A 25,020-nucleotide genomic window follows, 5' to 3' on the forward strand; every position below is an offset into this window, starting at 1 on the left:
GTAAAGAAAGGTAAACCGGATGCTATCGAATTTATAGCTGCTTACGCACGTTTATCGCGCTTCGGAGGCACTTTTCATACGTGACGCCAGCCATATCAAAAGCAGTACGGGCAGCCCCAGCATGGCGGTGCCCACAAAGAAGCTGTTGTAGCCAAAATGGTCAACATACAGCCCGGAGTAGCCGGCCACGAATTTGGGCAACAACAGCATCATCGAGCTGAACAGGGCGTATTGGGTGGCCGAATAGTTCACATTGGTCAGCGATGACATGTAGGCAATGAAGGCCGACGTGGCGATGCCGCCGGACAGGTTGTCTGCCGAGATCACGAATACCAGCGCACTCAGATCGTGGCCACGGCTGCTGAGCCACGCGTAGAGAAGGTTGCTGGCGGCGCTGAGCACCGCGCCCAGCATCAGCACCCGCATGACGCCGATGCGCAGAGCCAATGCCCCGCCCGCAAACGCACCTACCAGGGTCATGACTACGCCATAGACCTTGCTGACGGCGGCAACTTCTTCCTTGGTAAAGCCCAGGTCCACATAGAAAGGAAACGCCATGATGCCCAGCACCACGTCGCTGATGCGGTAGGTGGCGATCAGGGCCAGTATCAGCACGGCCTGCTTGCCATAGCGCGTCAGAAAATCGGCAAATGGATCTATCAGCGCACCTTTGAGCCATTCCATCGCATTGCGCGCGCGCGGTAGCACGCGGTGCACGGGTTCTTTGGATAGCAGCACGGTCAACAATCCCGGCAACATGCTGGCGGCCATCACCAGATAAGCGGTTTGCCAGGCGCTGTGCTGGTAGAGCGCAGCGTTGGGAACTTCCGAGCGTGCGGCCAGTACCAGCGCCCCGGCGCCTGACCAGATCATTGCGAGGCGGTAGCCGCCCAAGTAGGTGGCGGCCAATGCGGCCTGATGTTCGGTGTCGGCAGATTCAATCCGAAACGCATCCAGCGCAATGTCTTGCGTAGCCGAGCCAAACGCTACCGCGATCGCGCACCAGACGGCGGGTGCCAGCGCAAGCTGTGGGTCATTGAATGCCATGCCCACCAACGCCAGCACGATCGTCAGTTGCGACACCACCAGCCAACTGCGCCTGCGCCCCAGCAGGCGTGTCAGTATCGGAATGGGCAGACGGTCCACCAGTGGAGACCAGGCCCACTTGAAGGTATAGGCCATGCCGACCCAGCTCAGGTAGCCAATCGTCGTGCGGTCTATCCCCGCTTCGCGCAGCCAGAAAAAGAAAGTACCGAAGACCAGCGCCAGCGGTAGCCCAGCGGAGAAGCCCAATGCCAGCATGCGCAGCGATGCGGGCTCCAGATAGACCTTGAGGGTTGCCAGCCAGGACGTAGGGGAAACAGAAGTCGTTGCTGGAGGGGTAGAGGTCATGCAGGAATAATAGCGCGCATGAGAACACTCCAACGATCTGCAATAGCGCTCTTGCTGGCCTGTGTCGCCATGGCCGTATTGGCGCAGTCACGGGAGGGCGTAGAGGTCGGCAAGAACTCCGCATTCACGAAGCTGGTACCTGCAGAGCAGGTGGAGCGTTCCGCGAAGCAGCAATACGCGCAAATGCTGTCGCAGGCCGCCGCCAAGAAAGCGCTGGGCAGCAAAGACCACCCGCAGGTACAACGACTGCGCGGTATCGCGCAGCGCATCATTCCCTTTGCCAATACTTGGAATCCCCGGGCGCGCGACTGGCAATGGGAGGTCAATCTGATTGGTTCCAGCCAAATCAACGCGTTTTGCATGCCAGGCGGCAAGATTGCGTTCTATACCGGTATTCTGGACAAGCTCAAGCTCACGGATGATGAAGTGGCGATGGTCATGGGCCACGAAATTGCACACGCCTTGCGTGAGCATGCGCGTGAACGTATGGGAAAAACTGCGGTTACCCATGGCGCAGCCCAACTGGCCGGCATTGCGATTGCAAGTATTTTCGGAATCAACCCCAACATCACGGATATGGCGGCGCGCGGTGGCGCGAATTTGCTAACGCTGGAATTCAGTCGCGAAGACGAGTCCGAGGCCGACTTGGTTGGCATGGACCTGGCCGCGCGAGCCGGGTTTGATCCCCGTTCAGGCGTTTCGCTATGGCAGAAAATGGCTGCCGCCAACAAGGGCGCGCCGCCGCAATGGCTGTCCACCCACCCTTCTGGGGGTAGTCGCATCGCAGAAATTCAGGCCAATCTTCCCAAGGTCATGCCGCTGTATGAGCGGGCGAAAAAACAGGTTGCCGTGGCAAAGTAGATGCGCGGCCTCAAAGCCGTTCGTACTCGATCGTGATCGGCGCGTGGTCGGAGAACTTCTGGTCCTTGTAGATATGGCAGCTACGTGCCGCGGCCGCTAGCGCCGGAGTGGCCAGGTGGTAATCCAGCCGCCATCCCACGTTGTTCGCGTAGGCCTGTCCGCGGTTGCTCCACCATGTGTAGCAGGCGTCGGTCGCGTCTGGTTCAAGCTTGCGGTACACGTCTACGAGGCCATCATTCAGCAACGAAGTCATCCAGGCGCGTTCTTCGGGCGTGAAGCCAGAGTTCTTCTGGTTGCTGCGCCAGTTCTTCAAGTCAATTTGGTTGTGGGCGATGTTCACGTCTCCGCACAAGATGAACTCGCGCTCTGCCCGGAGCTGCTTCAGATGCGGGAAAAACTCTGCCAGAAAGCGGAACTTGGCCAGCTGGCGCTCTTCACCAGATGAACCGCTGGGGTAATAGACGCTCAAGATGGACATCTTGCGCTGGGGCGTATCAAAGCGTAATTCAATGTAACGGCCTTCGCGGTCAAATTCATGTGAGCCGTAGCCAACCACAACATCGCTGGGCTCATGCTGGGTGTAAATGCCAACGCCCGAGTAGCCCTTCTTTTCGGCAAAGTGGAAGTACCCCTTCATGCCGGCAAGCGCTTCGAATTTGCCGGCGATGTCTACCGCGTGGGCTTTGACCTCCTGCACACAAATACAATCTGGCTGCAGTTGTGCAAGCCAGCCCTCCAGTCCCTTGCTCGTCGCAGAGCGAATGCCATTGAGGTTCAGGCTGGTTAACTTAAACAAGGAATTTCCCATGGCAGTTCAGGACCCTTCTTTGGACCATCTGGCCCAGGAGTTTGTGCAGTTTGCGGTCGAATGCGGGGTGCTGCGCTTTGGTGAATTCAAGACCAAGGCGGGACGCATGAGCCCGTATTTCTTCAACGCGGGCCTGTTTGACGACGGTGCCAAACTGGGGCGTTTGGCAGAATTCTATGCCCAGCGGCTGCTGGCCAGCGGCATTGAGTTTGACATGGTGTTTGGCCCTGCCTACAAAGGCATTCCGCTGGGTGCGGCGCTGTCTGTCGAGTTGGCGCGTCGCGGCCGCAATGTGCCGTTTGCGTACAACCGCAAGGAAGCCAAAGACCACGGTGAAGGCGGAACGCTGGTTGGCGCACCGCTCAAGGGCCGGGTGCTGGTAGTGGACGATGTGATGTCGGCAGGTACAGCGGCACGCGAGTCCATCAGCATCATCCAGGCTGCGGGTGCAACACCACATGCGGTGTGCATCGCGCTGGACCGGCAGGAAATGGCCACCGAAGATGGAAGAGACGTGCCTTACAGCGCGGTCCAGTATGTACGCAACAAGTTGGGACTGCAGGTTTGCGCGATTGCGAAGCTCAGCGATTTGATGCAGTATCTGGAAACACGTGGTGAAAATGCTGCGAATACCGACCATCAACGGGTACTGGCCTATCGCCAGCGTTATGGCGTAGAAGAAGGGTGAGCATGACAAATCGAATCGCGGCAACAACCGCAGCGCTATTGATGGGCACTGTGGCCGTGGCCTCCTGGGCGCAAGGATCGCCGGTGATTGCCGGTGTGTATACCTGTGTGGATGCGAAAGGGCGCAAGCTCACCGCAGACCGCCCCATTCCTGAATGCACTGATCGCGAACAAAAGGTCCTGAACCCCAGCGGCACCGTCAAAGCCAAGGTCGGTCCTACGCTGACAGCGCAGGAAAAAGCCGAGCAGGACCAGCGCGACCGCAAGGCGGCCGAAGAACTGAGTCGCTTGGCTGAAGAAAAACGCCGCGACCGTGCGCTGCTGACCCGCTACCCTAACAAGACGACACATGACAAGGAGCGCGGGGAAGCGCTGGAACAGATATCCGTGGTGATCAAGGCGGCGACCACGCGGCTGGATGAACTCGTCAAACAACGGGTGTCAATTGAAGAAGAGATGGAGTTCTACAAAAAGGACCCAACCAAGGCGCCCGCGTATCTGAAGCGGCAGCAGGAAGAAAATGCGCAGAGCCAGGCTGTGCAGAAGCGCTTCATCGCGGAGCAGGAGTCCGAAATCCGCCGGGTCAATGTGCGCTTTGACGACGAATTGGTGCGTCTGAAGCAGCTCTGGACCACTATTTCAAGGTAGCCCAGAGCGTCGTACTCAGGCCAGCTTGCTGCGCAGCAAGTCGTTGACCTGCTGCGGGTTGGCCTTGCCTTTGCTGGCCTTCATGATCTGACCAACCAGCGCGTTGAGCGCTTTCTCGTTGCCCGCTTTGAACTCAGCTACGTTCTTGGCGTTGGCGGTGACCACTTCATCGACGATGGCTTCCAGTGCGCCGGTGTCGTTCATCTGCTTGAGGCCTTTGGACTCAATGATGGCATCGACTTGTTTTTGAGCATCGTCGTTTAGCTTTTCACCCAGTGCCAAGCTATCAAATATTACTTTTGCAGGACCGGCGCCCTCTTGGGGGATGAGTCCATCGAAAACTTGACGCGCCGCATTGTTGGAGATCGTTTCATCACCAATACGATTGATTAATGCAGCAAGTTGAGTTGGCGTAACGAGCGCATCGTGAAACGGTACTTCGATTGCATTGAATCGTCGCGTCAATTCACCAAGTATCCAGTTACTTGCAAGCTTGTACTGTTTGCTATTGGCAGTCACTGCCTCAAAGTACGCAGCGACTGGTTGGCTTTGAGTAAGTTGCCCAGCGTCGTACTCAGGTAGGTCGTAATCGCGCACAAAACGCTCCGCCATCACACGAGGCAATTCAGCCATTTGTGCGCGTACCTCCTGCACCCACTGTTCCGAAATACAGAGCGGCGGCAGATCCGGGTCGGGGAAGTAGCGGTAGTCCGCCGCATCTTCTTTGGTGCGCATCGCGCGGGTCTCGCCGGTGTCTGGGTTGAACAGTACGGTGGCCTGCTCAATCGCTTTGCCGTCTTCAATCTGCTCGATTTGCCAGCGCACTTCAAAGTCGATGGCTTGTTGCATGAATTTGAAGCTGTTCAGGTTCTTGATTTCGCGCCGCGTACCCAGTGGGCCACCAGGCTTGCGCACGGATACGTTGGCGTCGCAGCGGAATGAGCCCTCCTGCATATTGCCGTCGCAAATGCCGATCCAGGTGACGATCTTGTGCAGCTCTTTGGCATAGGCCACAGCCTCCGCACTGGAGCGCATGTCGGGCTCAGTGACGATTTCTAGCAGGGGCGTACCAGCACGGTTCAGATCAATGCCGGTCTGGCCAATGAAGTCCTCGTGCAGCGATTTGCCCGCGTCTTCTTCCAGATGCGCGCGCACCAGGCGCACTGACTTTTTCTCTTCACCGAGGAAGAATTCGACTGCGCCGCCCTGGACCACTGGAATTTCAAATTGGCTGATCTGGTAGCCCTTGGGCAAGTCGGGGTAGAAGTAGTTTTTGCGCGCAAAAATGCTGCGCGGCGCAATGTGCGCACCAATAGCCAGGCCAAACTCGATGGCACGTTCGACCGCACCTTTGTTCATTACGGGCAGGGTGCCGGGCAATGCCAGGTCCACGGCGCAGGCCTGCGTGTTGGGCTCGGCGCCAAAGGCGGTGGAGGCGCGGCTGAAGATCTTGCTTGCGGTCGATAGCTGGGCGTGCGTCTCGAAGCCGATGATGACTTCGTAGCCGTGCACCAGCGGGCCGGTCGGGCGGCCCTGTTGTTGCGCTTCAAATGTGTTCACGGTCTCGCTCATTTCAAAATCCTGCGGGGCGTGCGGTGTGGAAATCGGTGGCTTGCTGGAAGCGATGGGCTGCGTTGAGCAAGCGAGCCTCCTGGCAGTAGTTGCCCAGCAATTGCATGCCTACAGGCATGTTGTTGGCACCCATCCCCACCGGAATGCTCATGCCGGGCAGGCCGGCCAAAGAGCCGGGCAGTGTGAAGATGTCGGCAAGATAGTTGGCAACTGGGTCGTCAGACTTTTCACCAATTTTCCAGGCGACGGTCGGCGCCACTGGGCCTGCAATCAGGTCGCATTCCTTGAACGCGTTCTGGAAGTCGTCGGCAATCATGCGGCGAATCTTTTGCGCCTGCAGATAGTAAGCGTCGTAGTAGCCGTGCGACAGTACGTAGGCGCCAATCATGATGCGGCGCTTCACCTCGTCACCAAAGCCCTCGGCGCGGGTTTTTTTGTACATGTCGGAAAGATCGGTGTAGTCCTTGGCGCGGTGGCCGAACTTCACGCCGTCAAAGCGGCTCAGGTTACTCGACGCTTCTGCGGGCGCAATGATGTAGTACACCGGGATGGACAATTCGGTGCGTGGCAGCGTGATGGGCACTAGCTTGGCGCCCAGCTTTTCGTACTGCTTTAACGCGGCGTCCACGGCGCTGCGCACATCGGCAGACAGGCCTTCGCCAAAGAATTCTTTGGGTACGCCAATGCGCAGGCCCTCGATGGAATCATTCAGCTTCAGCGCGAAGTTTTCTGCGGGTATGTCCAGCGAGGTGGAGTCGCGATCCGGGTCCGGGCCGCACATGCTGCTTAACAGCAGCGCGCAGTCTTCGGCAGTACGGGCCATCGGTCCGGCCTGGTCCAAACTGGATGCAAACGCGACCATTCCGTAACGCGACGCGCGGCCGTAGGTGGGCTTGATGCCGGTGATGCCGCAAAATGCGGCGGGCTGGCGAATCGATCCGCCGGTGTCCGTGCCAGTGGCCGCCGGTGCCAAGCGCGCGGCGACGGCTGCGGCGCTTCCGCCCGATGAGCCGCCGGGAATGCGGGTGGTGTCCCACGGGTTGCGCACCGGCCCCACATTCTCAGAGCCGACCGCCGCAATAGCGGTGTTCTCGTTACTGGAGCCCATCGCAAATTCGTCGCAATTGAGCTTGCCCAAAGTCACCATGCCCTCGTCAGCTAATTTTTGTACCACGGTCGCATCAAACGGTGAACGGTAGCCCTTGAGCATGCGCGAGCCGGCGGTGGTTGCAAAATCCTTGGTGACGAAGATGTCCTTGTGCGCCAATGGCACGCCTTCAAGTGCGCCAGCCTTGCCGCTTGCGATGCGCGCATCTGCGGCGCGCGCTTGTGCCAGCGTGACGTCTTCGTTCACGTCGACATAGGCACCCAAGTTGACGTGGTCACGCCCGCGTTGCAAAAAATGCTGAGCAACTTCGACGGCAGACACTTTGCGTGAATGCAGTGCAAGGGCTAACTGCTGCACTGTCTGGTCGTGCAGTGCTTCGTTGGAGAGAGAGGGGGACGTCATGGTTCTAACTCTGGGTCATTCAATCACTTTGGGGACCAAAAACAGGCCGCGTTCCACTGCGGGTGCACTTTGCTGATTGGCTTCACGTTGATTCGGCTCACTAACAGCATCGTCGCGCAGGCGCAGCGTGATGTCCTGGATGGCAGCCACGGGGTGTGCGAGTGGTTCCACGCCCGTGGTGTCGACGGCGCGCATTTGCTCGACGATGTCAAAAAAACCGTTGATTTGCGTCAGTAGTCGGGCGCTTTCGGCAGGCTGGAGCTCCAGCCGTGCCAGATTGGCAATGCGCGCGATGTCGGTAGATGTCAGGGACATGGGTGAAAAAGAGTTGAAACCAATGGTAATTCGCGTCCAAAGGGGCGCCAGAGGGGCGGTTACGCACAGCCCATGGGTTATTATCCTGCCTTTAGTCGGGGTGGCATAAAAGCGCGGACTTTGACGCCTGACTGACGGTTTTACAACGAATGAACAGGGTGCGATAGATGGCCGAAGCGCGATCCATGCCCCGAGAGGAAATGTGATGTTTGGAGCTTTTCGTCGGATGATCTCCACCGACCTGGCCATCGATTTGGGAACGGCCAATACCCTGATTTTCGTACGCGACAAGGGGATTGTTCTCGATGAGCCATCGGTCGTAGCGATCCGCCATGAGGGTGGTCCCCAGGGCAAAAAGACGATTCAGGCCGTCGGCAAGGAAGCCAAGGCCATGTTGGGCAAGGTCCCCGGCAATATCGAAGCGATTCGGCCCATGAAAGACGGCGTGATTGCCGACTTCACGGTGACCGAGCAAATGCTCAAGCAATTTATCAAGATGGTGCATCCGCGCGGCGTGTTCAAGCCCAGCCCACGCATCATCATTTGCGTTCCGTGCGGCTCGACCCAGGTTGAGCGCCGTGCGATTCGTGAATCGGCGCTTGGTGCTGGTGCCAGTGATGTGTATCTGATCGAAGAACCCATGGCGGCTGCCATCGGTGCTGGTTTGCCAGTATCCGAAGCCAGCGGGTCCATGGTGGTGGACATTGGTGGTGGCACCACCGAAGTTGGCGTGATCTCCCTCGGTGGCATGGTCTACAAGGGTAGCGTGCGCGTTGGCGGCGACAAGTTCGACGAAGCCATCATCAACTACATCCGTCGCAACTACGGCATGCTGATCGGCGAGCCGACTGCAGAAGCCATCAAGAAGCAAATCGGCTCGGCTTTCCCGGGCTCCGAAGTGCGGGAAATGGAAGTGCGCGGGCGCAACCTGTCCGAAGGCGTGCCACGCAGCTTTACGATTTCTTCGAATGAAATTCTGGAAGCACTGACCGACCCGCTGAACAACATTGTTTCTGCCGTGAAGAACGCGCTGGAGCAAACCCCGCCAGAACTGGGCGCCGACATTGCCGACCGCGGCATGATGTTGACGGGTGGTGGCGCGTTGTTGCGTGACCTGGACCGCCTGCTGGCCGAAGAAACCGGTTTACCGGTGTTGGTGGCCGAAGATCCTCTGACCTGCGTGGTGCGCGGTTGCGGCATTGCGCTGGAGCAGATGGAGCGTCTGGGTTCCATTTTCACCAGCGAATAAGCGTCGAGCACAGCGATGCCACTCGGTACGCTGGACAGAGATCCCCCTCCTTTCTTTCGCCAGGGCCCTTCGGCCCTGTCCAAGCTGGCAGTCTTCAGCGCGCTTGCCATTTTCCTGATGGTAGCGGATGCGCGCTTCAAGGTGATGCAGCCACTTCGTTTTGCGTTGGCCGGTGTGCTGTACCCTGTGCAATGGCTAGCCCTGCAACCGGTGCAGTTGGCGCAAGGCGGGAGCGATTACTTCGCCACTTTGCATTCGGCTCAGGCAGCCAGGGACGATGCCATCACCAAGTTGGGTTTGCAGGCGCAGCGCGCCAACCAGGTAGACCAATTGACTCTGGAAAATGACCGTCTGCGCAAGCTTCTGGGCCTGCGCGAACGGCTGCACTCGAAAGCCCTGGCAGCCCAAGTGCTCTACGATGCCGCCGATCCCTACACGCGCAAAGTCATCATCGACAAAGGGCTCGCCGACAGTGTGGGCCTGGGATCTCCGGTGCTCGACGAGCGCGGGGTATTGGGTCAGGTCACGCGCGTCTATCCGCTGGTCAGTGAGGTGACGTTGATCTCCGACCGCGACCATGCCACGCCGGTGCTAAATGCACGCACGTCGGCGCGTGGTGTCGTGTTTGGCGATATGTCCACGCATGCAGATGCGATGGAGCTGCGCTTCATGGCGGCCAATGCCGATGTCGCAGAGGGCGACCTGTTGACCACCAGCGGGGTGGACGGGGTCTATCCACCGGGCTTGCCTGTGGCGCGCATTGAAAAAATTGAACGCCGCGCGGACGCTGCCTTTGCCCGCATCTACTGCGTGCCACTGGCGCTGGTGGGCGGGGCATCGCATGTGATGGTGCTTGAGCCGCCAGTCAGCCAGATTCCTGCGCGCCCTGTGGCCGATCCGCCCGCCCGCCCGCTGAAACGGGGAGAGATCCGATGATCATGCGCCCAGGGCAGCAACTGCTATTGCCTGCCAATCCGCTGTTTATCTGGCTGTCATTGCTGGCAGCCCTGCTGCTCAACATGGTGCAAAACATGGGCTTGTGGGGGCGTGCTGCATGGGCACCGGATTTGCTGGCCGTGGTGTTGGTGTTCTGGACCGTGCACCAGCCCTTGCGCGTCAGCATTGGTGCGGCGTTCTTGTTCGGCCTGCTGTTGGATGTGCACCAGGGCGCGTTGCTGGGGCAGCATGCACTGGCCTACACCGTGCTGAGTTTTTTCGCTATCACCGTCCATCGCCGCTTGCTTTGGTTCACCGTTCCTTCGCAAGCAGCACAGGTCTTACCCCTGTTTCTGGTCGCCCATATGGTCGAGTTGGTGTTGCGCATGCTGGCAGGCGGAAAATTCCCGGGTTTTTCGATGCTGGCAGCGCCGTTTCTTGAAGCTGCGCTGTGGCCGATAGCCAGCGTGCTTCTACTCGCACCCCAACGTCGTGCCCCGGACCCCGATGCCAATAGGCCGTTATGAATGCCCCCACGCTTCTCACTGCGTGTAGTGCGCTGCCCCCCGAGAGGGCTGGCCTTGCTTGGGGCGGCCCGGCGCTGCGGCCATGACGGAGTTACGCAACGTTGAGATGGACCTGGCGCGGTTTCGCACCCGCGTTTTTGTGGTCACGCTGGTGGTGTTACTGTGTTTTGTGTTGCTGTTGATGCGCTTGGCGTATCTGCAGATCTGGCGCCATGATGACTTGCGGGCGCAGGCGGAAAACAACCGCACCTCCATTGTTCCCATCGTTCCCAACCGTGGCCTGATCCTGGACCGCAATGGCGTGGTGCTGGCCAGCAACTACTCTGCCTATACGCTGGAAATTACGCCATCCAAGTTGACCAACCTGGAGCAGACGATAGACCAGCTATCCGAAGTCATCGACATACAGCCGCGTGACCGTCGCCGGTTCAAGAAGGTGATGGAAGAGTCCAAGAGCTTCGAATCGTTGCCCATCCGCACGAAGCTCAGCGACGCAGAGGTCGCGCGGTTCGCTGCCCAGCGTTTTCGCTTTCCCGGCGTCGAGATCAAGGCGCGCTTGTTTCGCAGCTATCCGTTGGGCGACGTGGGCAGCCACCTGATTGGCTACATCGGCCGTATCAACCAGACCGAGAAGAAGGCGATGGGCGATTGGTCCGAGGAGGACATCGCCAACTACCGTGGCACGGAGTACGTTGGCAAGCTCGGGCTTGAGCAGGCCTACGAGCGTGAACTGCATGGCCAGACCGGCGTTGAACAGGTCGAGACCAGCGCCGGTGGCCGCGCCATGCGGCGTCTGGCACACCAGCCGCCCACGCCCGGCAATACGCTGCGATTGTCAATAGACATTCGGCTGCAAGCCCTGGTGGAGCAGATGTACGGTGAGCGCCGTGGGGCCCTAGTAGCGATCGATCCGCGCAATGGCGAGGTGCTGGCTTTCGTTTCCAAGCCCACTTTCGACCCCAATCTTTTCGTCGACGGGATCGATACGGAAAGTTGGGCCGCGCTAAACGAGGACATCGACAAACCGCTGCTCAATCGCGCTTTGCGCGGAACCTACCCACCCGGCTCCACCTACAAACCGCTGATGGCCATGGCAGCGCTGAATAGCGGCAAGCGCGCCGCCAACGTCGTCATTCAGGACAATCTGAATTACAGCTTCGGCGGCCGCACGTTTGGCAGCCCCGAGACTGACCGGCCCGGCCCCAAAGATATGCGCTTGGCCATCGTCAGTTCGTCCAACGTTTATTTCTACAGCCTCGCCAACGAGATGGGCGTGGACCTGATCCACGACCAGCTGGAGCCTTTCGGTTTGGGCCGCCGCACCGAGATCGATATGCAGGGTGAGGTCACCGGTGATCTGCCTTCGCAGGAATGGAAGCGCAAGCGATTCAAAAAGCCGGAGCAACAGAAATGGTTTGCCGGTGAGACCATTTCACTGGGCATTGGTCAGGGCTACAACAACTTTACGATGCTGCAGATGGCCGCCGCCTACTCAACCATTGCCACAGGCGGCTTGCGTTTCAAGCCGCGCCTGGTGCGCGAGATTGAGGACGTCGTCGAACATACGACCCACCGTGTCGCCAGCGATGCGCTGGAGGCTCTGCCGCTCAAACCAGAGCATGTGGATGTGATCCGCAATGCAATGAACGGGGTGACACAAGAAGGCACGTCCAAGGCAGTGTTTGCGGGGGCCGCCTACCAAAGCGGCGGCAAGACGGGCACGGCCCAAGCCATTGGCCTGCGGGCGGGTGAGAAATACAGCAGCGTAAAGGCGGACGAACACAAGCGCGACCACGCGCTCTACGTCGCCTTTGCACCGGTCGAGAACCCGACCATTGCGCTGGCGCTGATTGTGGAAAACGCCGGTTGGGGCTCAGGTTCCGCGGCACCCATTGCCCGCCGTGTGTTCGACTATTGGCTGTTGGGGCAGTACCCCAACGCCGAGGACCTGGCCGCTGTCAGCAAGGGCATGGCGACAGTGCCTATTGGCAAGCCGCGCGCAGTCTCTGACGTGCCCTGGCCGCCGCTTCCCGAGCCTGCCGCGCCAGCGGTGCCCAAATAGTTAAAAACGCAGCCAGGCGTCGTAGCTTGTCTTGAGTATCAGCGCACTGACTACCAGGATAAACATGCCGCGCACGAAGCCGGTGCCGTGCTTGAGCGCCAGATGCGTGCCTATCAGGCTGCCGAGGATATTGGACAGCGCCATCGCCAGCGCAAAGTGCCACCACACATGGCCTTTCAACGTGAATAGAACCAGTGCCGCAATATTGCTGGCGGTATTGAGCAGCTTGGCACTGGCGGATGCGTGCAAGAAGTCATAGCCCAGCACGCGCACCAGCAAAAAAACAAAGAAGCTGCCGGTGCCTGGCCCGAAGAAGCCATCGTAAAAGCCGATGACTGCACCGATACCGCTCGCAGCCCACACTTCCCTTTGGCCGTGAAAGCGTGGCGCATGTTCGCGGCCCAATTCCTTGCGTGCAAGTGTGTAGATCAGAACTGCAACCAGAATGACAGGCAACAGTTTTCGCAGGAACTCGGGCGACACCTGGGTGACCAGCCAAGCCCCGCCAAAGGACGCAATCAAAGCGGCCAAGGCGGCCGGAGCGAGTGCAGCCCAAGGCAATTGCACGCGGCGGCTGTATTGCACGGTGGCAATACCTGTACCCCATACCGAGGCGGCCTTGTTGGTGCCGAATAGCGTGGCGGGTGGGGTGGTCGGAAAGGTGGTAAACAGTGCCGGGATCAGCACCAGGCCACCGCCGCCCACGATGGAATCCACAAAACCCGCCAGCAGGGATGCCAGCGTGACGACAATCCATTCCATATCAATCAAACGCGCATAAAAAAGCACCGGGGTTACCGGTGCTTTGTGAAGCCGCATCCAGAGGTGCGACGTTATGTATTGTTGGACGCTTGTGCTCCTCGGCGTCCTTTCCGTGGGGCTTGCGCCCCAACCCCGTTGCCGAAGCGCAGGTGGAAAGTGCGTTCAATGTAGCGTTTCGGTGGCGGGCTGTCATCGGGACTTACCCTTTGAGCGGGCCGTTGTGCGGTGCAGCATCTTCGGCAATCCACTGCGCTGCCTTCTCGGCCATCATCAGCGTAGGTGAGTTGGTGTTTCCGCTGGTGATCAACGGCATCACGCCCGCGTCCACTACGCGCAGCCCGGCCACTCCGCGTACCCGCAGCCGACTGTCCACCACTGCCATGGGGTCATCTTCCCGGCCCATCTTGGTGGTGCCGACCGGGTGAAAAATGGTGGTGGCAATATCGCCCGCCAATTGGGCCAGTTCGGCATCGCTCTGAAATTGCGTGCCGGGTTTGTATTCTTCCGGCGCAAAAGCCGCCAGCGCGGGCTGGGCGACGATGCGGCGGGTTACGCGCAGCGAGTCGGCGGCGATCTTGCGGTCTACCTCGGTGCTCAGGTAGTTAGGCGCAATCGCTGGCGCGTCCTTGAAGTCCGCGGTTTTGATCTGCACAGTGCCACGGCTGGTCGGATTCAGGTTGCAGACGCTAGCGGTGAATGCATTGAAGCGGTGCAGCGGTTCGCCAAACGCATCCAGACTCAGCGGCTGCACGTGATACTCCAGATTTGGATGCGGCTGGCTGGGGTCGCTGCGGGTGAATGCACCGAGCTGGCTGGGCGCCATGCTCATCGGGCCCGTGCGCTTCAGTGCGTATTCCAGGCCAATCTTGGCCTTGCCCCACAGGCTGTTGGCCTGCGTATTCAATGTGGTTGCGTTTTTTACCTTGAACACGGCGCGAATCTGCAAGTGGTCCTGCAAGTTGGCGCCAACGCCTGGCAAGTCGCGTACAACCGCAACGCCGCGCGCTTGCAACACATCAGCGGGCCCAAGTCCCGACAGCTGCAGAATCTGCGGTGAACCTACTGCACCTGCACATAGCAACACCTCGGCGCGCGCATGCGCGGTCACCATTTGCTGGCCGTCCCACACTTCCACGCCGGTGCAGCGCAGTGGTCGTGGCGTGTCGCTGGTGTCAACTACAGCCGTATTGGTTTCTGTCAGCAGACGACTGACCTGCGCGCCAGTCCACAGCTCAAAGTTCGGGCGCGCGTAGCAGGTCGGGCGCAAAAACGCTTTCGCGGTATTCCAGCGCCAGCCGTTTTTCTGGTTAACTTCAAAGTAACCCACGCCCTCGTTCGTACCGCGGTTGAAATCATCGGTGGCCGGAATACCGGCCTGCGTGGCGGCCTGTGCGAATGCGTCCAGTACATCCCAGCGCAGGCGTTGTTTCTCCACCCGCCATTCGCCGCCGGCCTGGTGGTGTCGCAGCACCTTGTGGTACTGCGAGCTTCCCTCCTTCAGCAAGGCAGAGGGCGCACTTCTGGACCCGTGTGTGGCGCTGGCACCCTTGTGGTGGTCTTCATGCAGCTTGAAGTAGGGCAGGCTGTTGTCCCAAGTCCAGCTCGCGTCGCCCACCAGCTGCGCCCACTGGTCGTAGTCGCGCGCCTGGCCGCGCATGTAAATCATGCCGTTGATGCTGCTGCTGCCGCCCAGCGTCTTGCCACGCGGATAGCGCAGCGCGCGGCCGTTCAGACCGGCATCGGGCTCGGTGTTGTAGAGCCAGTCGGTGCGCGGATTGCCAATGCAATACAGGTAACCCACTGGAATATGAATCCAGTGGTAATCATCCTTGCGGCCCGCTTCGATCAGCAGCACCCGTTTGGACGCATCGGCAGAGAGCCGATTCGCCAGCAGGCAACCGGCCGTGCCGGCACCGATGATGATGTAGTCAAACGTGGTTTCAGACATGGGGGATTCAGGCTGCGAGTGTTGGGCCGGATTATGCGGGGAGGGGCTTGCGCGGAGCTTGCGACGATACCTGCTTAAAGGGCTAGCTTCCTGGGGTGAACCTACGACGCCAAGGAAAGTTGGAATTAAACAGGCTGGAGGCTGCTTGAAATATGCGTGAGCAGCTACAAATTCAGTAGCAAGGAGAGATCATTGCCGCGCGATAGAACCTGGAGCAATCCCCGAAACCCGCTCTATCCCATGCTGGTTTGGGTAATGGCGGCGATGTCGGATAATCCGACCTCTTGTACCTACCCCTCTCCAACTCATTTCAATGTCCAGCCTCCCCCCAACAGCAGATCACTTCACGGTTGAACTCCAGCGCATCAGCGGCCTCATTGAAGCCAAAGAACTTCTGCAGGCCGCGCATGCGTTGAACGCTGCGCAACAGCAGGCCACCTCGGATCCACGTGTTTTTCTACTCGGTATGCGCCTGGCCGAGCAGGCTGGCAATCTGGAAAATGCCATCAAGGCCGCCCGGCGCGCATTGGCACTGGCACCACAATGGCATATCGCGCAGATCGAACTGGCGCTCCTGCTGGCGCGACAGAACCAAAGCGATGAGGCGATACAGCTAGCCACCCAAGCGCTGGCGGCCGCCCCGAACGACGCCCATGTCATGGCTGTCGCCATCAACACGGCTCACTTTGCCAAACGTCGTGAGCAATTGCAGGCGTGGGCCGAGGAAAGCGTACGTCGCTTTTCCGACGCGGACGATTTGGGTCTGCGGATGTTTCTCGCCCAGTACTTGGCCAACCAGCGGCGCTACGGCGAGGCCATCGAGCACTTCGAATACATTGGTCAGCGCGTCCCGCACCACCCAGTGGTCCTGCGGGGTTTGCTCAACTGCGCGCTGAACGTCGGCGGTCACGAAGAAAAAGCCCGCGCATATGCCGATCAACTGCTGGCCGTGGTCCCCGATGAGCCAAGCGCCATTTACTGGCATGCGGTGGCGCATGGGAAGACTCCGCTCACGCAACCCCACGATCTGGTTTCAGGGCTGTTTGACGAATTTGCCGAGACCTTCGACCGTCACGTGGTTCGGGACCTGCAATACCGTGTTCCAGAGCGGATGGCAGAGATTCTGCGTGACACTTATCCAGACCGTCGCTTCAACCTGCTCGATCTGGGCTGTGGCACCGGCCTAGTCGGTGTTTATCTGCAACACACGATAGGACGAATCGAAGGGGCCCTGATCGGCGTCGATCTGTCCGAAAAGATGATCGAGCAGGCCGCACGGCATGGCATCTACGCCAGGTTCCACCAAGTCAACGTGCTGGATGCCCTAGAGGCAACCCCGGCGCAGCACTACGAGGTCATCACCTGCGCTGACGTGCTGATTTACGTCGGTGATCTGGCACCGGTCGTTCCCAACGCCTTGCGCATCCTCAAGCCTGACGGTTACTTCCTGTTCTCGTGTGAGGCCGCAGGCGAGGACGAGGCGGATCTGGTGCTGCGCGAAAAGACGAACCGCTATTCCCACAAGGCCACGGCCGTGGAGCGCCTGTGCCGCGAGGCCGGATTCGATGAGGTCACCATCGAGCATTTGCCCGCGTTGCGCGTGGAAAATGGCGAACCCGTGTCGGGCTTCTTGGTTATCGCGCACAGGCCCGCCGCCTGAACTGCTGTCGAGACGTCCGCCGTCAGGAGCGGATAATGCATAAAACAGGCTGCGAGCCTTGTGGCGTGTGCGTAGGCAGCTACGAATTTAGTAGCATTCTGACGGCTACAAAAAGAACAAACAGGTGCAGGCGACCACCGTGGGCGCTAGCGCGCCCAACAAAAGCCCCAGCGCACCGATAGAACCGTCATTGAATCCGGCTTTGAGCAAGGCCGCACCCGCAGGGTTGGGCGCGTTGGCAATCACGGTCAGGCCGCCACCGGCCAAAGCGCCCGCGACCAGCATGTATTTCGATGCGTCGCTAATGCCCTGGATCAAAGAGCCCAGATAGGTCAACGCAGCGTTGTCGGTAATGGCCGTCAACGCGGTCGCGCCAAAAAACAGGGCAGTCGGCTGCAGGTTAGAAACGATGGGCTGCAGCCACCACTGTTGCATGCCACCCAACACCACCAGCCCCGCCAGAAAGAAGCCGACCAGCAAACCCTCTTTCAGAATCAGCGGGCTCTGGAAACGGGCGTAGGCCTGGGTGTAGCCGAGGAAAAACAGGAACAGGCCCAGGAACAAAACTGGGTGGTGTGCCAGCGCCACGACCGCGGCCAAGAACCCCAAGTGCACCAGACTCACAATCCACGGCACCGGTTTGTCAGCTGCATCCTTGGCCGCCGCGCTGGTGTCTGTAAGGTGGGCGCGCAATAGCGCAACCATCACCGTTGCATTGACCAGCACCGCAATCGCTGCTTTCCAGCCAAACGTGCGGGCCATGAACGCCGAGTCCCAATCCCAGGTACTTGCCACCATCAAGACTGGCGGTGCGGCAAAGGATGTGAACGCCCCCCCAATCGACACGTTCACAAACAATACGCCCAGCGCCAGATACTTCAGTCGCTCCGGAATGCCTGGCCGGAAAATCTGCGGGCCGAGCATCAGCGCAGCCAGCGTCATCGCCGCAGGCTCGGTAATGAGCGACCCCATCACCGGCACAACGGCCAAGCCGAGCCATACCAGCACGGTAGGCGTTGGCAACGGCACCAGCCGTGCAACCCCGCCCAGAAATTGCCGCACTGCCTCCAGTACGGGGCGCGATGCAGCTACCACCATCACAACAAAAACGAACAGCGGTTCGGTGTACTGGCGCGATTCGGCATAGGCAATGGCCTCCTTGGAGCCCGTCACCAGCGCCATCGTCGCAATCAGCACAAAGGCCCAGAAGCCGAATACGACCTCTACCTCGCCCAGCAAATGAAACAGCCCCGCGTGTTTCGGGCTGTGGTGCGCCAGCGTTTCAAAGTATTTGGCGCCAAAGGTATGCAGCAGCGCAATACCGAAGATCACGGCGCTAATGGTTTGCATGGTGTCGGCTTGCACTTGCCGCCCTTACTTTCCAGCCCAGACGGGCTTGCGCTTTTCCTGGAAAGCCAGTTGGCCCTCGCGCGCGTCATCGGTCAGTGTGAACAGTGCAATCTGGCTTTCGGTAAAGGCCATGGCCTCTTCGAACGCCATCGTTTCGGCTTTCTTCAATGTGTACATGCCGCGCCGGATGGCTGCGGGTGACTTGTCCAGTAGGCGGCTCAGTAGCCACTGCAGTTTGGCATCCACATCATCATCAACGTGATTCACCAGTCCGTATTGCAAGGCCTGTGCACTGGTGATGGGCTCGCCAGTGATGCACATCTCTACCAATACGCGCCGGGGAATCAGGTGCTGCAACACGGCCAGCACTTGCGCCGGAAACACACCGACCTTGACTTCGGGCAAACCAAAGATCGCGTGGCTGGCCGCCACCGCCATGTCGCACATGGACATCAGCCCCATGCCGCCGGCCATGCAGGCACCATTGACGCGCGCGATCAATGGAATGGTGCTGGATTTGGCCACGCGCAGCAATTGCGCCAGATGGCCATGCGGCTCGGAGTAATCGGTAGTGAACGCTTTGGCGCTTTGCAAATCGGCACCGGCACAAAACGCCTTGCTGCCCGCACCAGTGACCACAATGGCGCGCACGCTACGGTCGGTCTGCGCGGCCGCAATCGCCTGCGCCATTGCGGCCAACACGCCGTGGCTCATCGCATTGCGCCGCTCTTCACGGGTAATCGTCAGCCACAGCACAGGGCCGCGTTGTTCTACAGCCAGCTCATCGGTGCTGATGGATGACAGGTTGGTGGTGGGTTGGGGCATAGGGGGAAATCTCCTGCCCCTATTTTGCTTGGAACTGCAACGTCTCGGCTGTGTATGCGCTAAGATAATTTGTGCCGCCCGCCCCACCCCCATTCCTGCAAGTTACGGGAATCCCGCATGTCTGATGCGCAGGCCCGGGTTTTTGGTCTGGCCCGAAGAATCCAGATCCAGATTGGACTGATCATCGCAGCGGTCACCATCGCCGTGACCTGGCTGAGCTATGAACAGACCGTGCGCAGCATGCGTGAAGAAGCGCTGGACAACCTGCGGATCGCCACCCAGGTGCGCGCGGCCTTTGAGTCCCAGACCTTTGTCGATGCCCAGAACAATACGGTGGCATTGCGCGACGAATACCTGCGCCGACTCAAGGCCATGGGCGAGGAAGACCCCAAAGCCGAATTTGATGCCTGGTTTGTGCGCTATCCGGATGGCATGGTGCGTGTGCGCCCCGAGCGCGACGATCACAGCCATTTGCCGTCTCTCTACGTCCGAACGCAAGTCACGCTGACCGCTGAGTTGCGCCGCCAGGTCGTTGTAGCGTTCAGGCTGCTGCGCGAATGGGGTCCCGCAATGACACTGCGCTACTACTCGGCCTATATCGATTTGCCGGGCCAGTCGCTGATCATGTATTCGCCGTCGGTCAATTGGGGCAAAGAGGCTGATAACAACACCAACAACTTTGACTACCCGCCGGTGCAGGACTCCGCACCCTACCGCAACCCCTTGCGCAAAAACCTCTGGACTGCAGTTTACTTTGATGACAAGGCGCGCACCTGGATGCTGTCCACCATTACGCCCATGGATCAGCGCCGCTGGGTGGGAACGGCATCGCAGGACATTCAGGTCGATGACCTTATTCGCCGCACAACCAACGAGTTTTCTCCCGGCACCTACAACCTGATCATGGACCGCAAGGGCATGCTGGTGGCACATCCGAAACTCATGGAGAGCATCCAGAAGTCGTCCGGCAATCTCGATATCCGTAAACTTGGCGACCCCTTCCTGGTAGATGTTTTCAAGGAGGCTGCCAGTACCGGTGGCGCAGCCGATGTGCGGCCCGCGCCAGACGGCGAAAACTATCTGGGCATTGCGCACATCCAGGGACCAGACTGGTACCTCGTGACCGTCTACCCCAAGGCGCTGGTGGAGAACCGTGGCCTGGCTTCGGCCAAGATCATCTTGCTGGGCGGCGCGCTGGGACTGTTCATTGAGCTGATCCTGCTGGCCTGGATCATCCGTCGCCAGGTCGCCATGCCGCTGCACTTGCTGAACCAGGCAGCGCAGGCGGTGGCGCAGGGCGATATGCAAGTACAGCTGCACCTGCCCGGCAGAGACGAATTGGCACTGTTGTCGCAGAATTTTGTGCACATGACTGAGAAGCTGCGCGAGCGGGATGCGGCGTTGCAGGAGCGCGCAACGGCGCTGGAAAGAGAAGTGGCCGAACGCAAACGCGTAGAGCAATCGCTGACGCGCAGCGAGACGTTCAAAGACACGCTGTTGCACACCATTCCCGATGTAATCTTTGTCAAAGACCCGCAAGGCCGCTTCATTGTGGCCAACCGGGCGTTTGAAGCCAAAAATGGACAGCGCATCAAGGACATTTACGGCAAGACGGACTTCGATTTCCTGCCACCGTCCCTGGCGCGCGAATTTGCCGAGCGGGACCGTGAAGCGATGGAGGCGGGTGGGCCGACCCTGTCGGAGTTTCGGCAGACTGACCATTCCACTGGCGAGTCTGTGGTCTATGAAACCATCAAGACGCCGGTCTACAGTGCGGATGGTGTGCTGCTGGGCGTGATGGGCGTCGCACGCGACGTCACAGAGCGCAAGCGCGCCGAGGACGCCTTGCAATCGCTCAACCTGCAGCTTGAAGACCGGGTGCACCAGCGCACCGAGCAACTGGAAGCGATCAATCAGAAGTTGACGCACACACTTGCGCTGCTGCAAAGCACCCAGAGCGAGCTCATTCAGGGTGAGAAGCTCGCGTCGCTGGGCCGCATGGTGGCAGGGCTTGCCCATGAACTCAATACGCCCATCGGCAACGCATTGACCATTGGCACCACGCTGGCCGACCATGTGCGTGAAGTCAAGGTCGCTGTCGATACCAATCTTCTGAAGAAATCGGATTTGGTGACGTTTCTGGACGCCAGCATCAGCGGCGTCGAGGTACTGGAGCGCGCGTTGCACCACGCCAATGAACTGGTCTCCAACTTCAAGCAAGTGAGTGCCGACCAATTGTCCGAGCGGCGCCGCGAGTTTGATCTGGCGGTCACGGTAGAGGAAATCTTGTCCACATTGCGCCCCGGTTTTCGCGGCACGCCGTTCCAGCTGGAGAGCCGGGTGGAGCCCGGCATCCGCATGGACAGCTACCCCGGCCTGTTGACGCAGGTGCTGTCCAATCTGATCAATAACGCCAAGTTCCATGCGTTTGACGGGCTGAATTCTGGCGTGATCCGGGTCGAGGTGTTCGACAGGGGCGAGTCAGTCGACATCCTGGTCACCGACGATGGCAAGGGCATTCCGGAGCACGTGCGGCCCCGCATCTTTGATCCGTTTTTCACCACCCGCGCTGGCAGCGGCGGCACGGGCCTGGGCCTGAGCATCGTGCAAACGTTGGTGCAGCAGGGTCTGGATGGCGCCATCCGCGCGGACTACTCGTTGACGCGCGGCACCCGGTTCATCGTGTCCTTGCCAAAACGCAGCTCGGTTGTCGATTGACTCTTTGCGGTACCTACCTCAGTGCGCCAGCACCGGAAACAGCTTGGTCAGCCCGTCGGACATCACTTCTACCGCCAGTGCCGCCAGTATCAGGCCCATCAGCCGCGTCATCACATTGATGCCGGTCTTACCCAGCACACGCGCAATCGGGTCGGCCAGCGAGAAACAGATGGCGGTGGCGGCGGCAATTACCAGGCCGTAACCGATCAGCGTGCCCAGTTGCAAAAAGGTCTTGGCCTTGTCGGCATAAATCACCACGGTAGACATCGTGGCCGGACCTGTGAGCAACGGGATAGTCAGGGGCACTACCGCAATGCTGGCGCCCTTGGCGGCCTTCTCGGCGCCATCTTCCAGATCATGGGTCTGGGTTTTGGCTTCTGCGGGTTGCGCGTTGAGCATGTTCAACGCGCTGGATAGCAACAGCATGCCGCCACCCACCTGAAAGCTGGCCAACGAGATGCTGAAAAACTCCAAAATTTGCAGACCCAGCAGCGCGCTGACCGCAATCACAACAAAGGTGCTGCACGACGACACCCACACCGTATTGCGCAATTGCTCCTTCGAGAAGCCTTGCGTGTAGTGGATGAAAAAAGGGACGATCGCCAGCGGGTTGACGATGGCCAGCAGCGTGATCAGCGGTTTGAGGTCCATGGTGCTATTGTGCCGGTACCCGGGGCTTTTGCCGACCGGTTTTTGATACAGGAGTAGCGCAATGTTTGTCCAAAGCAGGCTTGGTGCGGGGTGTGTGGCTCTGGGCGCGGCGCTGGCGACTGGCTGGGTTGCAGCGGCAGATTACGCCGGGCCTGTCTTCGACGCCCACTTGCACTACAACGTTGAAGCCCAGGTGCCGCACCCCATTCCCGATGTGCTGTCCCGCATGCAGCGCAGTGGCGTGCGCGCTATCGTCGCCAATTCCCGTCCCAACGATGGCACACGCGGACTGGCGGAAGCGAAAGAACAAACCCGCGCGGCTGGTGTGACGGTGATTCCCTTTGTCCGCCTGTACCGCAACCGGGATGACTATGACAACTGGTTTCGCGACGAGTCCATTTACGACATGGTTTTGTCCGAGCTGGCGCGTGGTACCGCTGCAGGACCGTACCGGGGGCTGGGTGAATTCCATCTGTACGACAGCGCCAACGCGGCAGGGCCAGTGGCGCGCAAGCTGATGGCTTTGGCGGAGCAGCGCAGGCTGGTCGTGCTGGCGCATGTGGACGACGTGGCGATCGATGGTCTGCTGGAACCCACTTCATCGCGCGGTCAAATGGTGCAACTGATCTGGGCCCACACGGGCATCGGCGGCGCACCGGTGCAGCGCGTGCGCGCCTTGCTCGACAAATACCCCTTGCTGGTGGGTGAGCTGTCCTACCGGCCCGGGTTGGTGTGTCCGCTTGCCAACGGCCAAGCCCGTTTGTGCCCTGAGTGGCGTGCTTTGCTGCTGGACTACCCGACGCGTTTTTTGCTCGGGTCTGACACCTGGGTCAACCAGCGCTGGCAGTACTACGGCGAAACGTTTAGCGAGTACCGCGCCTGGCTGGGTGATTTGCCGCCCGATGTGGCCCGCAATATTGCCTGGGGCAATGGCGCTCGCCTGTTCGGGCTGGAGTGAATATCGCGTAGCGGAGGAGCTTATCTCCCTCCCGCCACATCCAAAATTGTGCCGGTGCAATACGCGGATTCGTTGCCAAGTAGCCAGAGAATGGCATTCGCCACTTCCTGTGCCGTGCCGGGGCGCTGCATCGGAATTTGAGATGCCAGCTTCTGCGCCCGTTCGGGCTGTCCGCCAGATGCATGGATCTCGGTGTCAATGACGCCAGGGCGTACTGCGTTGACCCGAATGCCCTCTGCCGCCACCTCCTTGGACAGTCCCAGCGTAAACGTGTCGATTGCGCCTTTGCTGGCGGCGTAGTCCACGTACTGACCGGGGCTACCGATGCGAGAGGCCGCGCTCGAGACGTTGACAATGGCGCCACCCGCGCCGCCATGCAGCGTGCTCATGCGGCGCACCGCCTCGCGTGCGCAGACAAAGCTGCCAAGCACATTGGTGTCCAGCATGCGGCGCAGGCGTGCCACATCCATCGCGTCGACCCGGCTGGCCTGGTCCACCACGCCAGCGTTGTTGACCAGGGCCGTAATCCGCCCCAGCTTGGCATCGATCTTGGCGAACATGGCCAGCACCTGCTCTTCGTACGCCACATCGGCCTGCACGGTGATGGCGTTGCCGCCTTGTGCGCGGATCTGGCGCACCACTTCGTCGGCGGCCAGCGAGTTGTTGGCGTAGTTCACCGCGACGGCATAGCCCGCAGAAGCGGCAGAGAGGGCGGTGGCCGCGCCAATGCCGCGTGATGCGCCGGTGATCAAAAGGATGGGTTGCATGGCTTTTCCTAGGTGCTTGCAATAGTAGCGCCGCGCGCGCTTATGCAGTATCTTTGCCCCATGCTGACCCTTGACACCTTCGCCGCATATTGGTCCGGCCCGATGATCGCGGCCAATGTCCTGGTGATGCTGCACCTGTTGGGCGCATTCATATTGGGCTTGTTAGTGGGCTATGAGCGCACCTACCATGGTCGCGCCGCTGGTATGCGGACGTTCGGACTGGTCTGCATGGCCACGGCCGCGGTCACCGTGATTGGCGGCTACGCGCATTTCTGGTACGGCGGTAATGCCACGACGACCTTCTCGACCGCAGACCTGTCCCGTGTCGTGCAAGGCGTGCTCACCGGCATCGGCTTCCTGTGCGCCGGTGTCATCATGAAGGAAGGTTTCACTATCAGCGGACTGACCACCGCTGCATCCATTTGGACAGTGTCGGTAATTGGCATCCTGGTGGGCGTGGGCCTGTTCATTGCCGCGATGTCGCTGGCGCTGTTGTGCGCGATTTGCATGGTGCTGGTATCCAAGCTCGAGGCCAAACTGCCCTTGCGTCATGCGGTGGCGGTGACCCTGAGTTTTGGTGACGGCGTGGAACCTTCCGAGGCCGATTTGCGCGCCATTGCGTTAAAGCATGGCTATGTCGTGGCCAGCAGCTCCATCACCATTTCCATGGAGAACCACAATCGCAACTGGAATTTCATTGCCGTTGCACTGAGCCGCAATGCCACCGGGCCTTTGTCAGAGTTTGCGGCAGCGCTCGGAAAAATTCCCGGTGTGTGCGGCTTCCAGTTGGGTTACGCCCGCAATTAATCAGGAG

Annotated in this window: 22 protein-coding genes; 11 read left to right on the forward strand and 11 right to left on the reverse strand. The window is 59.8% G+C overall.

What is annotated here, in order from left to right:
* Positions 1-51: 51 nt before the first annotated feature.
* Complete coding sequence (locus AC1DV6_RS08190) at positions 52-1,392, reverse strand: AmpG family muropeptide MFS transporter (RefSeq protein WP_477976917.1); 1,341 nt, start codon at positions 1,390-1,392, stop codon at positions 52-54.
* An 18-nt stretch (positions 1,393-1,410) separates the two neighbouring features.
* On the opposite strand from AC1DV6_RS08190, the gene AC1DV6_RS08195 reads away from it, so the two are divergent.
* The gene (locus AC1DV6_RS08195) at positions 1,411-2,253 is read left to right on the forward strand and encodes a M48 family metallopeptidase (protein ID WP_477976919.1); all 843 of its coding nucleotides are present in this window, start codon (positions 1,411-1,413) and stop codon (positions 2,251-2,253) included.
* Positions 2,254-2,263: 10 nt separating this feature from the next.
* Here the strand turns inward: AC1DV6_RS08195 and AC1DV6_RS08200 are convergent, their stop codons facing one another.
* On the reverse strand, positions 2,264-3,049 hold the full coding sequence (locus AC1DV6_RS08200) for an exodeoxyribonuclease III (RefSeq protein ID WP_477976921.1): 786 nt from the start codon (positions 3,047-3,049) through the stop codon (positions 2,264-2,266).
* A 10-nt stretch (positions 3,050-3,059) separates the two neighbouring features.
* On the opposite strand from AC1DV6_RS08200, the gene pyrE reads away from it, so the two are divergent.
* Both pyrE and AC1DV6_RS08210 read left to right on the forward strand, forming a co-directional pair.
* Complete coding sequence (pyrE, locus tag AC1DV6_RS08205) at positions 3,060-3,749, forward strand: orotate phosphoribosyltransferase (RefSeq protein ID WP_477976923.1); 690 nt, start codon at positions 3,060-3,062, stop codon at positions 3,747-3,749.
* A 2-nt stretch (positions 3,750-3,751) separates the two neighbouring features.
* Positions 3,752-4,396: a DUF4124 domain-containing protein gene (locus AC1DV6_RS08210; RefSeq protein WP_477976925.1), complete on the forward strand. Its 645-nt coding sequence runs from the start codon at positions 3,752-3,754 to the stop codon at positions 4,394-4,396.
* 15 nt (positions 4,397-4,411) lie between these two features.
* Here AC1DV6_RS08210 and gatB read toward each other — a convergent pair whose 3' ends face one another.
* The 3 genes from gatB to gatC are packed head-to-tail and all read right to left on the reverse strand — an operon-like array spanning position 4,412 to position 7,793.
* On the reverse strand, positions 4,412-5,968 hold the full coding sequence (gatB, locus tag AC1DV6_RS08215) for an Asp-tRNA(Asn)/Glu-tRNA(Gln) amidotransferase subunit GatB (protein WP_477976927.1): 1,557 nt from the start codon (positions 5,966-5,968) through the stop codon (positions 4,412-4,414).
* 1 nt (position 5,969) lies between these two features.
* Entirely contained in the window at positions 5,970-7,478 is a 1,509-nt protein-coding gene (gatA, locus tag AC1DV6_RS08220) for an Asp-tRNA(Asn)/Glu-tRNA(Gln) amidotransferase subunit GatA (RefSeq protein WP_477976929.1), read from the reverse strand.
* Positions 7,479-7,493: 15 nt separating this feature from the next.
* Entirely contained in the window at positions 7,494-7,793 is a 300-nt protein-coding gene (gene gatC / locus AC1DV6_RS08225) for an Asp-tRNA(Asn)/Glu-tRNA(Gln) amidotransferase subunit GatC (protein WP_477976931.1), read from the reverse strand.
* A gap of 205 nt (positions 7,794-7,998) precedes the next feature.
* Between gatC and AC1DV6_RS08230 the strand changes: the two genes are divergently transcribed.
* The 4 genes from AC1DV6_RS08230 (at position 7,999) to mrdA (ending at position 12,567) form a co-directional block, all read left to right on the forward strand.
* A complete protein-coding gene (locus AC1DV6_RS08230) occupies positions 7,999-9,042 on the forward strand; it encodes a rod shape-determining protein (protein ID WP_477976933.1) in 1,044 nt (347 codons plus the stop codon).
* Between the two features lie 15 nt (positions 9,043-9,057).
* Positions 9,058-9,978, forward strand: coding sequence for a rod shape-determining protein MreC (mreC, locus tag AC1DV6_RS08235; RefSeq protein ID WP_477976935.1), 921 nt, complete (start codon positions 9,058-9,060; stop codon positions 9,976-9,978).
* A complete protein-coding gene (gene mreD / locus AC1DV6_RS08240; protein WP_477976937.1) occupies positions 9,975-10,505 on the forward strand; it encodes a rod shape-determining protein MreD in 531 nt (176 codons plus the stop codon). Before mreC ends, mreD begins: the two co-directional genes overlap by 4 nt.
* A gap of 82 nt (positions 10,506-10,587) precedes the next feature.
* On the forward strand, positions 10,588-12,567 hold the full coding sequence (mrdA, locus tag AC1DV6_RS08245) for a penicillin-binding protein 2 (RefSeq protein ID WP_477976939.1): 1,980 nt from the start codon (positions 10,588-10,590) through the stop codon (positions 12,565-12,567).
* Here mrdA and AC1DV6_RS08250 read toward each other — a convergent pair whose 3' ends face one another.
* The gene (locus AC1DV6_RS08250) at positions 12,568-13,329 is read right to left on the reverse strand and encodes a TSUP family transporter (RefSeq protein ID WP_477976941.1); all 762 of its coding nucleotides are present in this window, start codon (positions 13,327-13,329) and stop codon (positions 12,568-12,570) included. It abuts the gene before it with no gap.
* 199 nt (positions 13,330-13,528) lie between these two features.
* Complete coding sequence (locus AC1DV6_RS08255) at positions 13,529-15,277, reverse strand: GMC family oxidoreductase (RefSeq protein WP_477976943.1); 1,749 nt, start codon at positions 15,275-15,277, stop codon at positions 13,529-13,531.
* Positions 15,278-15,590: 313 nt separating this feature from the next.
* Between AC1DV6_RS08255 and AC1DV6_RS08260 the strand changes: the two genes are divergently transcribed.
* A complete protein-coding gene (locus AC1DV6_RS08260; protein WP_477976945.1) occupies positions 15,591-16,937 on the forward strand; it encodes a class I SAM-dependent DNA methyltransferase in 1,347 nt (448 codons plus the stop codon).
* A 105-nt stretch (positions 16,938-17,042) separates the two neighbouring features.
* Here AC1DV6_RS08260 and AC1DV6_RS08265 read toward each other — a convergent pair whose 3' ends face one another.
* Together AC1DV6_RS08265 and AC1DV6_RS08270 are read right to left on the reverse strand one after the other, a co-directional pair.
* The gene (locus tag AC1DV6_RS08265) at positions 17,043-18,287 is read right to left on the reverse strand and encodes a putative Na+/H+ antiporter (RefSeq protein ID WP_477976947.1); all 1,245 of its coding nucleotides are present in this window, start codon (positions 18,285-18,287) and stop codon (positions 17,043-17,045) included.
* 24 nt (positions 18,288-18,311) lie between these two features.
* Positions 18,312-19,112 (reverse strand): enoyl-CoA hydratase/isomerase family protein, encoded by an 801-nt coding sequence (locus tag AC1DV6_RS08270; protein ID WP_477976949.1) that lies wholly within the window; start codon positions 19,110-19,112, stop codon positions 18,312-18,314.
* 117 nt (positions 19,113-19,229) lie between these two features.
* Here AC1DV6_RS08270 and AC1DV6_RS08275 point away from each other — a divergent pair, with 117 nt between their 5' ends.
* Positions 19,230-21,830 carry an ATP-binding protein gene (locus AC1DV6_RS08275; RefSeq protein WP_477976951.1) on the forward strand — a complete coding sequence of 867 codons (2,601 nt, stop codon included), beginning with the start codon at positions 19,230-19,232 and terminating at the stop codon, positions 21,828-21,830.
* A gap of 18 nt (positions 21,831-21,848) precedes the next feature.
* Here AC1DV6_RS08275 and AC1DV6_RS08280 read toward each other — a convergent pair whose 3' ends face one another.
* Positions 21,849-22,481, reverse strand: a complete 633-nt coding sequence (locus AC1DV6_RS08280; protein WP_477976953.1) for a MarC family protein — start codon at positions 22,479-22,481, stop codon at positions 21,849-21,851.
* A 61-nt stretch (positions 22,482-22,542) separates the two neighbouring features.
* Here AC1DV6_RS08280 and AC1DV6_RS08285 point away from each other — a divergent pair, with 61 nt between their 5' ends.
* On the forward strand, positions 22,543-23,439 hold the full coding sequence (locus AC1DV6_RS08285) for an amidohydrolase family protein (protein WP_477976955.1): 897 nt from the start codon (positions 22,543-22,545) through the stop codon (positions 23,437-23,439).
* 20 nt (positions 23,440-23,459) lie between these two features.
* On the opposite strand, the gene AC1DV6_RS08290 is transcribed toward AC1DV6_RS08285, so the two are convergent.
* Complete coding sequence (locus AC1DV6_RS08290) at positions 23,460-24,206, reverse strand: SDR family oxidoreductase (protein WP_477976957.1); 747 nt, start codon at positions 24,204-24,206, stop codon at positions 23,460-23,462.
* Between the two features lie 60 nt (positions 24,207-24,266).
* On the opposite strand from AC1DV6_RS08290, the gene AC1DV6_RS08295 reads away from it, so the two are divergent.
* On the forward strand, positions 24,267-25,013 hold the full coding sequence (locus tag AC1DV6_RS08295) for an MgtC/SapB family protein (RefSeq protein ID WP_477976959.1): 747 nt from the start codon (positions 24,267-24,269) through the stop codon (positions 25,011-25,013).
* The last annotated feature ends 7 nt before the right edge of the window (positions 25,014-25,020 follow it).

This window comes from Rhodoferax sp. P2_H8_2, assembly GCF_056403235.1.